Annotated in this window: 16 protein-coding genes; 14 read left to right on the plus strand and 2 right to left on the minus strand. The window is 64.6% G+C overall.

The genetic code is table 11. The annotated features are described in order from the left end of the window. Positions 1–7 precede the first annotated feature (7 nt). From L6D89_RS16395 to ppa, 5 genes are all read left to right on the plus strand, one after another. On the plus strand, positions 8–472 hold the full coding sequence (locus tag L6D89_RS16395; RefSeq protein WP_236200504.1) for a GNAT family N-acetyltransferase: 465 nt from the start codon (positions 8–10) through the stop codon (positions 470–472). An 88-nt stretch (positions 473–560) separates the two neighbouring features. Beyond that, a complete protein-coding gene (locus L6D89_RS16400; protein WP_236200505.1) occupies positions 561–1,445 on the plus strand; it encodes a substrate-binding periplasmic protein in 885 nt (294 codons plus the stop codon). A 194-nt stretch (positions 1,446–1,639) separates the two neighbouring features. Next, positions 1,640–2,299: a DedA family protein gene (locus tag L6D89_RS16405; RefSeq protein WP_236200506.1), complete on the plus strand. Its 660-nt coding sequence runs from the start codon at positions 1,640–1,642 to the stop codon at positions 2,297–2,299. A gap of 6 nt (positions 2,300–2,305) precedes the next feature. After that, entirely contained in the window at positions 2,306–3,124 is an 819-nt protein-coding gene (locus L6D89_RS16410) for a M90 family metallopeptidase (protein WP_236200507.1), read from the plus strand. 80 nt (positions 3,125–3,204) lie between these two features. Continuing rightward, entirely contained in the window at positions 3,205–3,735 is a 531-nt protein-coding gene (gene ppa, locus L6D89_RS16415; RefSeq protein ID WP_017521720.1) for an inorganic diphosphatase, read from the plus strand. A 221-nt stretch (positions 3,736–3,956) separates the two neighbouring features. Here the strand turns inward: ppa and L6D89_RS16420 are convergent, their stop codons facing one another. Further along, on the minus strand, positions 3,957–5,543 hold the full coding sequence (locus L6D89_RS16420) for an MBOAT family O-acyltransferase (RefSeq protein WP_236200508.1): 1,587 nt from the start codon (positions 5,541–5,543) through the stop codon (positions 3,957–3,959). Positions 5,544–5,805: 262 nt separating this feature from the next. On the opposite strand from L6D89_RS16420, the gene L6D89_RS16425 reads away from it, so the two are divergent. Next, entirely contained in the window at positions 5,806–6,936 is a 1,131-nt protein-coding gene (locus tag L6D89_RS16425) for a hypothetical protein (RefSeq protein WP_236200509.1), read from the plus strand. On the opposite strand, the gene L6D89_RS16430 is transcribed toward L6D89_RS16425, so the two are convergent. Continuing rightward, positions 6,933–7,901 (minus strand): hypothetical protein, encoded by a 969-nt coding sequence (locus tag L6D89_RS16430; protein ID WP_236200510.1) that lies wholly within the window; start codon positions 7,899–7,901, stop codon positions 6,933–6,935. The genes L6D89_RS16425 and L6D89_RS16430 overlap by 4 nt on opposite strands. A gap of 264 nt (positions 7,902–8,165) precedes the next feature. On the opposite strand from L6D89_RS16430, the gene L6D89_RS16435 reads away from it, so the two are divergent. From L6D89_RS16435 to L6D89_RS16470, 8 genes are all read left to right on the plus strand, one after another. Then, positions 8,166–8,792, plus strand: coding sequence for an START domain-containing protein (locus tag L6D89_RS16435; RefSeq protein WP_373874960.1), 627 nt, complete (start codon positions 8,166–8,168; stop codon positions 8,790–8,792). Between the two features lie 127 nt (positions 8,793–8,919). Beyond that, positions 8,920–9,165 (plus strand): exodeoxyribonuclease VII small subunit, encoded by a 246-nt coding sequence (locus tag L6D89_RS16440; protein WP_024764669.1) that lies wholly within the window; start codon positions 8,920–8,922, stop codon positions 9,163–9,165. Then, positions 9,162–10,049 carry a (2E,6E)-farnesyl diphosphate synthase gene (gene ispA, locus L6D89_RS16445; RefSeq protein WP_236200511.1) on the plus strand — a complete coding sequence of 296 codons (888 nt, stop codon included), beginning with the start codon at positions 9,162–9,164 and terminating at the stop codon, positions 10,047–10,049. Before L6D89_RS16440 ends, ispA begins: the two co-directional genes overlap by 4 nt. Positions 10,050–10,180: 131 nt before the next feature. Continuing rightward, positions 10,181–10,855 carry a GntR family transcriptional regulator gene (locus L6D89_RS16450; RefSeq protein WP_081517237.1) on the plus strand — a complete coding sequence of 225 codons (675 nt, stop codon included), beginning with the start codon at positions 10,181–10,183 and terminating at the stop codon, positions 10,853–10,855. 113 nt (positions 10,856–10,968) lie between these two features. Next, the gene (locus tag L6D89_RS16455) at positions 10,969–11,913 is read left to right on the plus strand and encodes a 4-hydroxyproline epimerase (RefSeq protein ID WP_236200512.1); all 945 of its coding nucleotides are present in this window, start codon (positions 10,969–10,971) and stop codon (positions 11,911–11,913) included. Then, entirely contained in the window at positions 11,910–13,022 is a 1,113-nt protein-coding gene (locus L6D89_RS16460) for an NAD(P)/FAD-dependent oxidoreductase (protein ID WP_236200513.1), read from the plus strand. The genes L6D89_RS16455 and L6D89_RS16460 overlap by 4 nt, the downstream gene beginning before the upstream one ends. Next, on the plus strand, positions 13,015–13,251 hold the full coding sequence (locus tag L6D89_RS16465) for a (2Fe-2S)-binding protein (protein WP_236200514.1): 237 nt from the start codon (positions 13,015–13,017) through the stop codon (positions 13,249–13,251). Before L6D89_RS16460 ends, L6D89_RS16465 begins: the two co-directional genes overlap by 8 nt. Further along, positions 13,248–14,495, plus strand: a complete 1,248-nt coding sequence (locus tag L6D89_RS16470) for an NAD(P)/FAD-dependent oxidoreductase (RefSeq protein WP_236200515.1) — start codon at positions 13,248–13,250, stop codon at positions 14,493–14,495. Before L6D89_RS16465 ends, L6D89_RS16470 begins: the two co-directional genes overlap by 4 nt. Positions 14,496–14,661: the final 166 nt, after the last annotated feature.

The following is a 14,661-nucleotide window of genomic DNA, read 5'->3' on the forward strand; positions in this document are numbered from 1 at the left end:
CCCGCTTATGCGCATCGTGCAAGCCACGCTCGACCACCTCGATCTGCTCGCTCCGTTGTTCGTCAGATACCGCGAGTTCTACGGCATGCTGCCCTACCCCGAGTCCTCGCGGAAATTCCTCGAGAAGCGCCTGCGCCGCAAGGAATCGGTGATCTACCTGGCCCTGCCGGATGACGACGACAGCAAGCTGCTGGGCTTCTGCCAGCTCTATCCCAGCTATTCCTCGCTGTCGCTCAAGCGCGTGTGGATTCTCAACGACATCTACGTCGCCGAAGATGCCCGCCGCCAACTGGTCGCCGACCACCTGCTGCAGACCGCCCGGCAGATGGCCCGCGAGACCCAGGCGGTGCGCATGCGCGTATCCACCAGCGTCAACAACGAAGTGGCGCAGAAGGTCTACGAGTCCATCGGCTTCCGCGAGGACAGCGAGTTCAAGAACTACATCCTGCCGATCAGCGACGACCTGAACTGAGGCCGGGACCGGCCCGCTGGCATCAGCGGGCCCGGAGCATTAGAGTGCCAGTATCGGAATTTCCGCGGCCTCCGCATGAAGGGATCCCATGCGTATTTCCCTGCACGTTCTGCGCACCGCCTGCCTCTGCCTCACGCTCCTGGGCGCCACGGCCCAGGCCCAGACCCTGCGCGTCGCCACCCTGGAGTGGGCGCCCTACGTCGGCAGCGACCTGCCGGGCAATGGCCTGGCCAGCCGTATCCTCAACGAAGCCCTGGCGCTCAATGGCGACAAGGCCGAGCTGGTCTTCCTGCCCTGGCAACGGGCGCTCAACGAAACCCGCGAAGGCCGCTTCGACGCGCTGATGCCGGCCTACCTGTCGCCGGACCGCAGCCAGGACTTCTACACCTCGATGCCGCTGCTGGACTCCCAGCTCGGCTTCTTCCGTCGCCGCGACCGTGCCCTGCCGATCAACCCCCGCGACCTCGACAGCCTTCGTCCCTACCGCATCGGCGTGGTGCGCGGCTACGTCAACCAGGTGGGCTTCGACGCCGCCGACTTCCTCAACAAGGACGTGGTCAGCAGCGACTGGCAGAACCTGGAAAAACTCCTGCGCGGGCGCATCGACCTGGCCGTGGTCGACCGCTACACCGGCTACCAGTTGCTCAGCCAGAACGCCCCGGCGCTGCGCGAACAACTGGAGTTCGTCGACCCGCCGCTGGAGGTCAAGCCGCTCTACGTGCTGGTGCCGAAGAAGCGCGCCGAAGGCGAAGCCCTGGCCGCCAGCCTCGACCGTGGCCTGCGCACCCTGCGCCGCAGTGGCCGCCTGCAGCAGTTGATCGCCGAGGCACGCCTGGAAACGGCCATGAACACCCGCGAAGTCGCCGCCCACCCACTGGCCGAGCAACTGCCGAAGGCCGGCGCCGAGCACGGTGCGGCCCTGTCGCCCAGGACCACGCCGGACCTGCTGAGCTGGCAGGCCAGCCTGCTCTGAGCAGCCATTGCGCGGCGCTCCAGCATTTGTCACAAGGCGTTGCCGCGCCAACAGCGACAGGATTTTCACGCAGAAGCTGTAATATCCTCCCGCAGACCTTCGTCGCAGGATTCGACGGAGCGTGCCCCCGGCAGCCCGACCGCGCCTTATAATGGACGGCCCGGCCGTTCTCCTTGTTGTCAGACAGGCTTCTCATGGAATTCAACCCGATCGACCTGATTCTCCACCTCGACACTTACCTGTCGCTGGCGGTGGCCAACTACGGCACCTGGATCTACGCCATCCTCTTCCTGGTGATCTTCTGCGAAACCGGCCTGGTGGTGACCCCCTTCCTGCCGGGCGACTCCCTGCTCTTCATCGCCGGCGCCATCTGCGCCACCGGCGGCATGGACCCGTGGATGCTCGGTGGCCTGCTGCTGATTGCCGCCATCAGCGGCGACAGCACCAACTACGTGATCGGCCGGACCCTGGGCAAGCGCCTGTTCAGCAATCCGAACTCGAAGGTCTTCCGCCGCGATTACCTCGACCAGACCCACGCCTTCTACGAACGCCATGGCGGCAAGACCGTGACCCTGGCGCGCTTCCTGCCCATCGTGCGTACCTTCGCGCCCTTCGTCGCCGGCATGGCCTACATGCCCTACGCACGCTTCCTGTTCTTCAGCGTGGCCGGCAGCATCGCCTGGGTTGGCGGCCTGGTGACCCTGGGCTTCTTCTTCGGCAACGTGCCCTTCATCAAGCAGAACCTCTCGGTGATGATCGTCGCCATCATTGCCTTCTCGCTGGTGCCCATGCTGATCGGCTTCATCCGCCACAAACTGCGCCCCGCGGCCAAGGCCCAGCCCGGCGAGCACTGATCCACCATGTGGTCCCTCAGCGCCTGGCGCCGCCGGCGCTTCCTCGCCCGCTATCCGCTCGACACAGAGCTGTGGACGCAGGTGCGCCGGCACCTGCCGATCCTCGACGGCCTGAGCGAAGAGGAACTGCGCCGGCTCGGCGAGCGGGCGCGGCTGTTCCTGCGCGACAAGCGCCTCTCACCGCTGCCCGGCATCGAACTGGATGACTACCGCCGCCTGCTGCTGGCCACCCAGGCCGAGCTACCGCTGCTGCACCTGCCGGACCTCAACTGGTACGGCGGTTTCCATGAGCTGGTGGTGTATCCCGACGACTTCGTCAGCCCACAGAAGCACCGCGACCCCGCCGGCGTCATGCACGAATTCGACGACGAGCGCGCTGGCGAAACCTCGCTGCAGGGTCCGGTGATCCTCGCCTGGCCGGGCGTGGAAAGCGGTGGCGGCTGGGACGCCTACAACCTGGTGATCCACGAGCTGGCACACAAGCTCGACATGCTCAACGGCGACGCCAACGGCCTGCCGCCACTGCACCGCGACATGCGCGTCGCCGACTGGGCCGCGGCCATGCAGGCCGCCTACGACGACATGAACCGCCAGCTCGACCGCGACCCGCAGGCGCACACCGCTATCGACCCATACGCGGCCGAGAATCCTGCCGAGTTCTTCGCCGTCACCAGCGAGTACTTCTTTACTGCTCCGGACCTCCTTCAGGCGGCCTATCCCAAAGTCTATGAGCAGCTTTCGCTGTTCTACCGGCAAGATCCGCTCTCGCGCCTGCACCGCCTGCAAGCCGAGCACCCCGAATATCAGGAAACTCAGGCGCACTAGGCGATGTCTGTGGCTTGGACACGGCAATCTGCCTATAATCCGCCGCACTTTTTCGGCCCGACCACTATCTGGAGTCGTCCATGAGCTACAGCAGCATCCCGGCTGGCAAAGACCTGCCGAACGACATTTACGTCGCCATCGAGATCCCGGCCAACCACGCGCCGATCAAGTACGAAATCGACAAGGACACCGACTGCCTGTTCGTCGACCGTTTCATGGCCACCCCGATGTTCTACCCGGCCAACTACGGCTTCATCCCGAACACCCTGGCCGACGACGGTGACCCCCTGGACGTGCTGGTCGTGACCCCGTACCCGGTCGCTCCGGGCTCGGTGATCCGCGCCCGTCCGGTTGGCGTGCTGAACATGAGCGACGAAGCCGGCGGCGACGCCAAGCTGATCGCGGTGCCGCACGACAAGCTGACCGTCCTCTACAAGGACGTGAAGGAATACACCGACCTGCCGGCCCTGCTGCTGGAGCAGATCAAGCACTTCTTCGAGAACTACAAGGATCTCGAGAAGGGCAAGTGGGTGAAGGTCGAAGGCTGGGGCGACGCCGCCCAGGCTCACGACTACATCACCAAGGCCGTCGCCGCCTTCCAGGCCAAGTGATGGTTGCGGGGTAACCCCCGCCGTGAAGAAGCCCCGCCCCGGCGGGGCTTTTTTGTGACCGCGATTAGGCTTTTCGTCCCGACTTTGTTACCATCTGCGCCCCGCGAGCAGCTCACTGCATCGCCACAGAATCAAGGCGGTCTGCCCTACCAGAAGTAAGGTTGGACCACCCCCTGAAAGCCGGCCACAAGCCGGCTTTTTTAATGCCTGCGATTTACCCGTCAGTAGTTGTAGTAGTTGAATGGCGAGGCTGCGTTGGACAGGATTCGCAACAGGCACAGCGCAAAGACAGCTCCCAGGGCAAGCGTCCAGAATGGCCCTGGTACTACGACCTGACGGCCAAACCACTGGACACCCGGCAGCCTGGGTATCAAGCCCGCATGCAGCAGGTTGGTGGAATCCTGGACCGGGCGGTAGCGCCCCAGAAGCTGGATGGAGTTCGGCGCGCAGGCGCTGATACCCCAGGCCAATGCGATGAAAAGCAGCGCCTCGACGGTACCAATCCAGGCAGTCACCCACTCACCGCCCCACATCCCGGCCAGCATGCCAACCGCCAGCGTCATCGGCGCGGGCAGCAACGACGGCAACATGGGAAGCGCAGCCGCTTCGCTAGCGCCCGCCATACCCTCCAGCATGCGCCAGGCTCCCCCCAGATTGTGCGACATGAAAAAGCAGCCCAGGACGATCAGCAGGAGCTGAGTCTGAGCCCACCCCAGACATTGACGTGCACGGCCCAGGTTACGCGTCGCGCGTTTGCGCCAGACCAGTCGGCGCGCATGCTGTGCCGTGACAATGACGCCATGCAGCGCCCCCCAGGCCAGGAACGTCAAACTTGCCCCGTGCCACATACCAGCCAGAATCATGGTGATCGGCAAGGCCGCAAGGTGTCGCCTGATGACCAATCGTCGGCCGGCAAGAGGCCGAAACACATGCTCGCGGATGAATTGGGTGACGGTGATGTTCCAGCGATTCCAGAACTCATCCATGCTGACCGACTTGAAAGGCGAGTAGAAATTGAGCGGCAATCGGATACCCACGACGAGTGCCAGGCCACAGGCCATGTCCGAATAACCTGAGAAGTCGAAATAGAAGTTGAGGAAACCGGCAACTGCCGCGATCCATGCCGACAGCAGGTCCAGGGACTGGCCCGCATCGGATGCGCGGAACAGCACCGTGGAGTAAAGCCCCAGCGGATCGGCAATAAGCACCTTCTTCGCCAAGCCAATGATGAAAAGACTGATTCCGGCGAAAAGATTCGAAGCACGCAGGGCAAAGGTACTCGGCCGCCCAAGTTGCCGAAGCATGTCCCGATGACGAACCAGCGGCCCCGCGACTAAATGCGGAAAGAAGCAGATGACAAACGTATAGTCCGGCAGACGAATGCGCTCGCCACTCTTGCCGAGGGACACCAGATAAGCGATCTGCTGGAAGGTGAAGAACGAAATTCCCAACGGCAAAGCGCGTTCCGCAGGCACCGGGAACTGCGGCCAAACCAGGGCCAAGTATCCACCCCAGGTATGGCCAACCTTGAACCATGCCAGCAGCAGCAGGTTGGCCACCACTCCAATGGCCAACCAGGAACGTCGCTGCTCTTTCGCCGCACCACACAGTACCCCTGCAAGCCAATAATTCCCTGCCAGGGATAACAGCAGGACCGGGATGTCATGCGGATTCCACAAGCCATAGAAGCCAACAGACGCCGCTATCAAGCAGAATTTTGGCGCGGCCGGACCGGCGCGACGTACAAAGAGTGTGAGCGAGAGCGCGCAGGCCGCGAGCAGCATGAACTGAAGGGTATTGAAGAGCATCCACGTTCCTTGTCGAACCATCCACACAAGTTCACGGCAAACTGCAAGGGCGGCCTCACATAGCCAAAGCTGGGTATTCCACACCATTGGTGCACACATGAATAGCCCGGTTTTCCGCTCTGCCCCCGTTCACGCCCAAGTATCAGAGTTGAAACATTCATATAATGGCCGGATGCCAGATTGCCCCGTAGTATCGGCGGCACAAAAATGTCCGACACACGTTCCACTGTCGACAGTTTGAAGCCTTCGACGGAGCTATCCCATGAGCCTGAAACAACAAAGACAACAACCACTGGACTCGAGTGAATGGTCTCGCGCGTTCTTCAAGTACCTGCGGGCTGAAGTGCTTCCATTGCGTCCTTCCCAGTACGACCTGTCGAATACCTGCAACCTTGTCTGCGAGGGCTGTCTGTTCTTCGCGGGAGATGATCATGACGGTCATGTACCGGAAAATGATCTGGACAAGGTCGACCGTTTTTTCGCTGGGGAAGCGGCACGCGGCGTGAACTACGCGGAAGTGGCCGGTGCAGAGCCGGCTCTTGTGGAGAACAAGCTGCTGGTCATGGCGAGACACATCCCGCGAGGCGTGATCTATACCAACGGGACACGCAAGCTAAGCAACGAACTCAATTATCGTCTGCAAATCTCGCTTTGGGGGCTGCCGGAGGAAAGCCGAAAGCTGCGCGGCGCCAATATCGTCGGCAAGCAGCTGCGCAACTACCGCAACGACCCGCGAGCTATATTCGTCTTCACGGTAACGCGCCAGAACATCTCCAGCATTCCCGAGATGGCCAGATTCTGTGCGGATGAAGGCGTCCGACTCAGCTTCAACCACTACAGCCCGACCCAGGACTATCTAACCCGCTTGCAGCAAGGCGCCAGGGAGCGCTCCGATTATTTCCGGTTCAGCGATGACCAAGACAATCTATTGCTCGAACCGGAACATCTCGCCCGCTCGCAATCGCTCATTGCAGAGGCGCTGGAAGAGTACCCCGGGCACATTCTATACAACGCCCGGTTCAACCAGTGGGTCCACCAGAACAGCCTGTATGACATCGACCCGCAGACGGGCATCGCCACCAACTGCGCCGCCCGCGTTACCCACCACTATCGGCACTTTCACGTCGACCTCAGCGACGCCGGTGAAGTGAAATGCTGCACTCCCAACATCGCCTGCCAATCTTGCCGTCTGTATGCGCAGTCGCTGGGGAGCGCGTTGCAACGGCAGACTCGCAGCTCCCGGCGGGGCAAGGATTTCGATCAGTGGCTGCAATTGTGGAAGCTGTGGCACCAGTTGTTCTGGGGCGATCTGCCAGCCCGCTTCGATCACACGCCGGTAATGAGCAGACAGTTGATTCCGCTCCGGGAACTGGAGACCTCGCCTATCGGCTAAGGCAACAGTTCATTGGCAACGTATTGGCTTACTCGCACACCGCCCTTGCGGTTGAGGTGATGGAGATCGGCAATCTCGTCGTTGCCGAAGGTCCACTCGTTCAGATAAAGCGTCCGAACGCCCAACAGTGCCCCAAGATCCTGACGAATGAGTGAATGCTCAATCGGGTCAGGCTCGATGAGCAGTACCGGTTCCTTGCCATGCCCGCGAACGATCGCAATCAGGTTGCGCAACTGCGCAACCCGTTCGAAGTCATAGGCCTCATCCCGGCGATCTCTCCAAACGACCTGCCGCTGCCAGTCAGTAGTGCTCGTGGAAACGATGACACCATCTCCGTTGGCATACACCACAACGCTGCGCTGCGCGTTACCACGCAGCAGCATCGGCCTGCGCGGATCGTCACAAGGGTTACCGCCAAGAATGGCGCCGAGGCGCGCCAACTCATCGGCCAACCCTGCTCTCCGGCAAGGCAGGGCTCGTATATCCGGCGTCACCGCCGTGAACAGCGTATTGATCGGCAGCAGCCCGAACCAATCCGTTAGCGACAGCGAGCCGACGCATTGCGGGGCATGGGATGCGTAGAAGCGGAGATCGTCCCACGTCCACATCCGAGGGCATGAAGGAGCGGAGAACAGAAACTGTGCCGGTACCGGGATAACCACGGTTCGTTGCGCACGACGGGCGGCCCGCTCCAATACTCCGGGCATCTCATCGGGCAAAACCTCGGGTATGCCGAAATTGAAGAAGCGCATCCCGGAACGGTTCATCAGCACAGTATCGAACTGGTTCAACGTCCGCGATGAACCGACTATTACGACGTCGGGCGGCGGACTCTGAACGTCGAGCAGCAGCCCTTTCCACACTTTGTTCTCTTGCCAGAACCCATAGCTTGCCAGCAGTCTGGCGCCAAACAGGCAAAGCAGATTCACCGCCACTACCCCCAGCAGTGCCAGCAGCGGAATCATCCAGGCACTACGCCGAAATCGGCGATACAGTGGGGATAGAGTCGACACAGGATACGGACCGCCATTCGAATAGAGACACCGAGCCTGCGCCGCACAGACACATGCGAAAACCAGCACGAATAGCCGGCCATTACACATGACTTCCGACCTTGAAGAAAGCCCGGCACAGCGCAGAGGGCCCCGACTGCAGGTTAGAGTTCTCATGCACGCAGTTGCCAGGGTACGCACTTGGAGTCGACCAACGTCTTTCGTGGTGACCTCGTCATGAAATCTATTCTGCTGTTACTCGCCATACCGTTCATGACGCCTCTGTTCGTCCAGGCCCAAGGCAGCGACTGGCAGCTCGCCAAGGACCAGGACGGCGTGCGGGTCTACCTCAGCGAAGTGCCTGGTTCGCGCTACAAGAGCTTCCGTGGCGTGACGCTGGTGAAGGCCGATGTCGCCACGCTCGGCCACTTGCAGGAGAACCTGCGCGTTTCCTGCGCGTGGCTCTATGCCTGCGCGCAGATGCGCCTGCTCAAGTACAGCGACGAAGCCATCTGGGTCTACCTCGACACCAAGCTCCCCTGGCCCGCCGCCCCGCGTGACCTGGTGCTGAAGGTGAGCACCGAGCAGACCCCGGACGGCGGCATGATCCGCCACCTGCAGGCCGCACCGGACTACATCCCGCCGGTGCAGGGTCGCATCCGCGTACCCAGTGTTTCCGGCACCTGGCAGATGGTCCCGAAGGGCCCGAAGCTCACCGAAGTCACCTATGAAATGCGTGGCGAACCCGGCGGCAGCGTGCCGTCCTGGCTGGCGAACCAGTTCGTGGTGGACGCTCCCTTCGAATCGCTGCGCATGCTGAAACTGGTGGCGGAACATCAGGGCGTCCGCGACGCCGGCGACTAGACAGCCGGCCCCGGAAAGCCGCCCGCGTTGCTTGCACGGCGGGCTGTCGGCTGACCGGGGATTTGCCCGCAAGGCCCGTCTCTGCTAGTGTCGCGAGGTTTCCGAATACCCCCGCCGAGATGTCCGCATGGCCCGCAAGAAAGCTTCCCTCGACTTCGAACAGTCCCTCGCCGAGCTGCAAACGCTGGTAGAGCGCCTGGAAAGCGGCGAGCTGTCGCTGGAGGACTCGCTGGGTGCCTTCGAGCAGGGCATTCGCCTGACCCGTGACTGCCAGGCGGCACTGACCCAGGCGGAGCAGAAGGTGCAGATCCTGCTGGAACGCGATGGCGAGCTGAGCGAAGCACCCTTCGATCCGGAAGGCGAAGACGCATGATCTCGGCCTACCAGGCGCGCTGCCAGGCGCGTGTCGATGCTGCGCTGGAAAAACTCTTCGTCGCCCCCCGCGAAGAACTCACCCGCATCTACGCCGCCATGCGCTACAGCGTGGTCAACGGCGGCAAGCGCGTGCGTCCGCTACTGGCCTACGCGGCCTGCGAAGCCCTCGGGGGCGAAGCCGAACGTGCCGACGGCGCGGCCTGCGCGGTGGAGTTGATCCACGCTTACTCCCTGGTACACGACGATCTGCCGGCGATGGACGATGACGCCCTGCGCCGCGGCCAGCCGACTACCCACATTGCCTTCGACGAAGCCTGCGCGATTCTCGCCGGTGACGGCCTGCAGGCATTGGCATTCGAGGTGATCGGTAACGCCCAGCTCAATCCGCAGGATGCCCAGACCCGTCTCGACATGCTGATGATCCTCACCCGCGCCGCCGGTTCCGCCGGCATGGTCGGCGGACAGGCGATCGACCTGGAATCCGTGGGCCGCAGGATCGACCAGACGGCGCTGGAAACCATGCACCGGCACAAGACCGGCGCGCTGATCGAAGCCAGCGTGCAGCTCGGCGCCCTGGCCAGCGGCCGCGCCAACGCCGACGCGCTGGAAGCCCTGCGCCGTTACGCCGAGGCCGTGGGCCTGGCGTTCCAGGTGCAGGACGACATCCTCGACGTGGAAAGCGATACCGCCACCCTCGGCAAGACCCAGGGCAAGGACCAGGCCCACGACAAGCCGACCTACCCCGCGCTGCTCGGCCTCGACGCGGCGAAGGCCTACGCCCTCGCCCTGCGCGACCAGGCACTGGCCGCGCTGGAAGGCTTTGGCGACACCGCCGAACCGCTGCGTGCGCTCGCCCGCTACATCGTCGAACGCCGCAACTGATTCCCCGGCACGCGCATTGCGTGTGCAAATCCCGTGATACGCCGATTGCGATGAGCGCTTGCCGGTGCTTCACTGCATTGCAGGGATTTCGTATACCATATCCGACACTAGCCACCTGACCGGACAGCATCGTGCCGCTACGCAACGCCCCCAACCTGGGTATCGTCCCCTCCGCCTCGGAGACCATCGCCAAGCACCTGCGCGAGGCGATCATTTCCGGCCAGATGGCGGAACACGAGCCGATCCGCCAGGACGACATCGCGCAGATCTTCAACGTCAGCAAGATCCCTGTGCGCGAGGCGCTCAAGCGTCTGGAGGCCGAGGGGCTGGTGGAGTTCCAGCGCAACAAGGGTGCGCTGGTGACGAAGATTTCCGAGCCTGAACTGGCGCAGATGTTCGAAGTGCGCGTGGTCCTCGAGGTCCAGGCGTTGCGCCTGGCGATCCCCAACATGAGCGCGCAGACCTTTGCCCGCGCCGAGAGCATCTGTGCCGAGTTCGTCGGCGAGGATGACATCGGCCGCTGGGCCGAGTTGAACTGGGAGCTGCACGCCTGCCTCTACGAACCGGCGCAGCGACCATACCTGGTCGGGCTGATCCGCTCGATCCACGACAAGGTGGAGCGTTACCTGCGCCTGCAGATGAGCATGTCCGACGGCAAGGAACGCGCCGACCACGAGCACCACGACATCCTCGACGCCTGCCGTGCCGGCGATGCCGATCGTGCGGCGCGCCTGCTGGAAGAGCACATCAACGGCGTCTGCCGCACGCTCTACGAGCACCTGCCGAACCGGCCAACGCCGAGCTGATCGAAAAGGCCCGCTGTGCCGATTTCATCATCGGCCCGGCGGAAAACCCTCAAGCTCCGATTCCCGCCCCGCGCCACCCTAGGGTCAACCACAAGACCACCTCAGGGGGCAGCATGAAACGCATCCAGGTTCTCGATTCCCACACCGGCGGCGAACCCACGCGCCTGGTGCTCGACGGCTTTCCCGATCTGGGCAAGGGCAGCATGGCCGAGCGCCGCGCGCTGCTGGCCAGGGAGCACGACAGTTGGCGTGCCGCGACCGTGCTGGAGCCGCGCGGCAGCGATGTGCTGGTCGGCGCGCTGCTCTGCGAGCCGGTGGACCCGAGCGCCTGTGCCGGGGTGATCTTCTTCAACAACACCGGTTACCTGGGCATGTGCGGCCACGGCACCATCGGCCTGGTGGTCTCGCTGGCGCACCTGGGGCGCATCGGTCCCGGCACGCACAAGATCGAGACGCCGGTGGGCACCGTCGAAGCAACCCTGCACGACGACCGCTCGGTGAGCGTGCGCAACGTCCCCTCCTATCGCTACCGCAAGCAGGTACCGGTGCAAGTGCCCGGCCACGGGCTGGTACACGGCGATATCGCCTGGGGCGGCAACTGGTTCTTCCTGATCGCCGATCACGGCTTGCGCGTGGCCGGCGACAACCTGGACGAGCTGACTGCCTACACCGTCGCCGTGCAGAAGGCGCTGGAAGACCAGGGCATCCGCGGCGAAGACGGTGGCCTGATCGATCACATCGAACTGTTCGCCGACGACCCCGAAGCAGACAGCCGCAACTACGTGCTCTGCCCCGGCAAGGCCTACGACCGCTCGCCCTGCGGCACCGGTACCAGCGCCAAGCTGGCGTGCCTGGCCGCTGACGGCAAACTCGCCGCCGGCGCCGCCTGGCGCCAGGCCAGCGTGATCGGCAGCCAGTTCGAGGGCCGCTTCGAGTGGCTCGGCGAGCCTGCCGAGGGGCGCATCATCCCGACCATCCGCGGGCGCGCCAACATCAGCGCCGAGGCCATCCTGCTGCTGGAAGAAGACGACCCGTTCGCCTGGGGCATCCGTTCGTGAGCGATGCGGACATCATCGTCATCGGCGCCGGCATAGTCGGCGCCGCCTGCGCCCACGCCCTGGCCCGCCGCGGCCTGGATGTGCTGGTGCTGGACGCGCGCCTGCCCGGCGCCACCGCCGTCGGCATGGGCCACCTGCTGGTGCTCGACGACAATGCCGCCGAACTGGCGCTGAGTAACTACTCGCTGCAGCGCTGGCGCGAGTGGGGCCAGGACATGCCCGCCGAATGCGCGTACCGCAGCAACGGCACGATGTGGCTGGCGGCCAATGACGAAGAGATAGCCGAAGCCGAGCGCAAGCTTGCCGTGCTGCGCGAGCACGGCGTCGCCGCAAGACTGCTGAACAGCGCGGAGCTGCAGCAGGAAGAACCCGCGCTGCGCAACGACCTGCACGGCGGGCTGGAGATCACCGGCGACGGCATTCTCTACGCGCCGCGCGCCGCCGCCTGGCTGCTGGAGTCGGCGCTGAAACCGATCCGCCAGCGCCAGGCCAAGGTGGTGGAAATCGACGAACCCCGCGTGCGCCTGGACGACGGCCAGTGGCTGAGCGCCAAGGCCATCGTCCTGGCCAATGGCATCCAGGCCACGCAGCTCTGCGCCGACCTGCCCATCGAACCGAAGAAAGGCCACCTGCTGATTACCGACCGCTACCCCGGCAAGGTGCGCCGCACCCTGGTGGAGCTGGGCTACGTGACCAGCGCGCACAACGCCAGCGGGCCTTCGGTGGCCTGCAACATCCAGCCGCGCCCCACCGGCCAGTTGTTCATCGGCGCATCCCGGCAGTTCGGCACCACCGACCCACAGGTGGAAGGCTGGATGCTGGCGAAGATGCTGCGCCGTGCCGTCGACTACATGCCCGGCCTGGCCAACCTCAACGTGATCCGCAGCTGGGCCGGCTTCCGCGCCGCCAGCCCGGACGGCATGCCGCTGGTGGGCGAACATCCGCAGCGCCCCGGCCTGTGGCTCGCTGTCGGCCACGAAGGCCTGGGCGTGACCACCGCACCGGGAACCGCCGACCTGCTCGCCGCGCAGCTGTGCGACGAGCCGTTGCCGCTGCCGGCCGAACCCTATTCCCCGCGCCGCTTCCTCGGAGCCACCGTCCATGCCTGAGCTGATTCTTGACGGCCGCCCACTGCGTGTCGTCGCCGGCACCACGGTGGCCGCCGCGCTTGCCCTCGGTGGCGACGGCACTACACGCACCTCGGTCAGTGGCCAGCGCCGCGCGCCGCTATGCGGCATGGGTGTCTGCCAGGAGTGCCGGGTGACCATCGATGGCCAGCGCCGCCTGGCCTGCCAGACGCTGTGCCGCGACGGCATGCAGGTGGAGACGCGCCCATGAGCGAGTCCGTCGATATCCTCATCATCGGTGCCGGGCCGGCGGGAATGTCCGCCGCCCTCGCCGCCGCGCCCAGCGGCGCGAGCATCGTCATCCTCGACGACAACCCGCTGCCCGGCGGGCAGATCTGGCGCGACGGGCCCAATGCGCACCTGCCGCGCGCCGCTCTAGAGCTGCGCGAAAAGGTCGCCGCCTGCGCCAACATCAGGATTCACAACGCCACCCGTGTGGTGGCCCTGGCCGGCGAACGCGGCCTGCTGCTGGAAGACTTCGAACGTGGCTGGCGGCTGGACTATCGCAAACTGATCCTCTGCACCGGTGCCCGCGAACTGCTGCTGCCCTTCCCCGGCTGGACGCTGCCCGGCGTCACCGGTGCAGGCGGGCTGCAGGCTCTGGTAAAAGGCGGCGTGCCGGTGGACGGCCAGCGTGTAGTGATCGCCGGCAGCGGCCCGCTGCTGCTGGCCAGCGCCGCCACCGCCCGCGCCAACGGCGCAAGGATTGTGCGCATCGCCGAGCAGGCCTCGTGGGCCGCTTTGGCCAGCTTCGCCGTGAAGCTGCCACGCTGGCCGAACAAGCTGCTGCAGTCCTTCGGCCTGTACGACCCGGCCTACCGTGCCGACAGCCACGTCATCGCCGCCCTGGGGATCGAGCACCTGGAAGGCGTGCGAATCAGCCAGGGTGGCAAGCTGAAGGAAATCGAATGCGACCGGCTGGCCTGCGGCTTCGGCCTGATCCCCAACGTGCAACTCGGCCAGGCGCTGGGCTGCGCGGTGGACGACGGCGCAATCCGCGTCGACTCCTGGCAGGCAAGCAGCCGCGACGGTATCTACGCCGCGGGCGAATGCACCGGCTTCGGCGGCTCGGAGAAAGCCCTGGTGGAAGGCCGCATCGCCGGCCATGCCGCCGTGGGAGAACACGACCGCGCCCGCGAACTCTGGTCGCAGCGCCAGCGTTGGCAGGGCTTCGCCGGCGCACTGAAAAAGGACTTTGCCCTCGACCCGCGCCTGAACCAGCTCGCCCAAGCGGACACCCTCGTCTGCCGTTGCGAAGACGTGCCGTACTCCGCGCTCGCCGGCAAACCGGACTGGACCGCCGCCAAGCTTGCCAGCCGCTGCGGCATGGGCGCCTGCCAGGGCCGCGTGTGCGGCGCGGCGGCCAAGCAGTTGTTCGGCTGGCAACCGCCAGCGCCGCGCCCGCCGTTCAGCCCGGCGCGGGTGGAAACCCTGCTGCAGCTCGCCGAAGACTGAAGGATGGCGGATAACGCTTGGGGCGTTATGCGCCCTACGCATCACACTCCGTAGGGCGCATAAAGCGGCACGCCTTATCCGCCGCCTTTGCCTCTGCAAATTGACCACGGCGGATAACGCCCGAGGCGTTATTCGCCCTACCACGAAGGCCCTTCGCCCCGTATTC

It is taken from the genome of Pseudomonas pseudonitroreducens (assembly GCF_021603645.1).
Classification (GTDB): Bacteria; Pseudomonadota; Gammaproteobacteria; order Pseudomonadales; family Pseudomonadaceae; genus Pseudomonas; species Pseudomonas pseudonitroreducens.

Bases quoted from the DNA above. Each gene is read 5' to 3' on its own strand.
- L6D89_RS16435 (WP_373874960.1), top strand. From the start codon at position 8,166: ATGAAATCTATTCTGCTGTTACTCGCCATACCGTTCATGACGCCTCTG.
- L6D89_RS16400 (WP_236200505.1), top strand. From the start codon at position 561: ATGCGTATTTCCCTGCACGTTCTGCGCACCGCCTGCCTCTGCCTCACG.
- ppa (WP_017521720.1), top strand. From the start codon at position 3,205: ATGAGCTACAGCAGCATCCCGGCTGGCAAAGACCTGCCGAACGACATT.
- L6D89_RS16430 (WP_236200510.1), bottom strand. From the start codon at position 7,901: ATGATTCCGCTGCTGGCACTGCTGGGGGTAGTGGCGGTGAATCTGCTT.
- L6D89_RS16410 (WP_236200507.1), top strand. From the start codon at position 2,306: ATGTGGTCCCTCAGCGCCTGGCGCCGCCGGCGCTTCCTCGCCCGCTAT.
- L6D89_RS16405 (WP_236200506.1), top strand. From the start codon at position 1,640: ATGGAATTCAACCCGATCGACCTGATTCTCCACCTCGACACTTACCTG.
- L6D89_RS16465 (WP_236200514.1), top strand. From the start codon at position 13,015: ATGCCTGAGCTGATTCTTGACGGCCGCCCACTGCGTGTCGTCGCCGGC.
- L6D89_RS16420 (WP_236200508.1), bottom strand. From the start codon at position 5,543: ATGCTCTTCAATACCCTTCAGTTCATGCTGCTCGCGGCCTGCGCGCTC.
- L6D89_RS16455 (WP_236200512.1), top strand. From the start codon at position 10,969: ATGAAACGCATCCAGGTTCTCGATTCCCACACCGGCGGCGAACCCACG.
- L6D89_RS16440 (WP_024764669.1), top strand. From the start codon at position 8,920: ATGGCCCGCAAGAAAGCTTCCCTCGACTTCGAACAGTCCCTCGCCGAG.
- L6D89_RS16425 (WP_236200509.1), top strand. From the start codon at position 5,806: ATGAGCCTGAAACAACAAAGACAACAACCACTGGACTCGAGTGAATGG.
- L6D89_RS16470 (WP_236200515.1), top strand. From the start codon at position 13,248: ATGAGCGAGTCCGTCGATATCCTCATCATCGGTGCCGGGCCGGCGGGA.
- ispA (WP_236200511.1), top strand. From the start codon at position 9,162: ATGATCTCGGCCTACCAGGCGCGCTGCCAGGCGCGTGTCGATGCTGCG.
- L6D89_RS16395 (WP_236200504.1), top strand. From the start codon at position 8: ATGCGCATCGTGCAAGCCACGCTCGACCACCTCGATCTGCTCGCTCCG.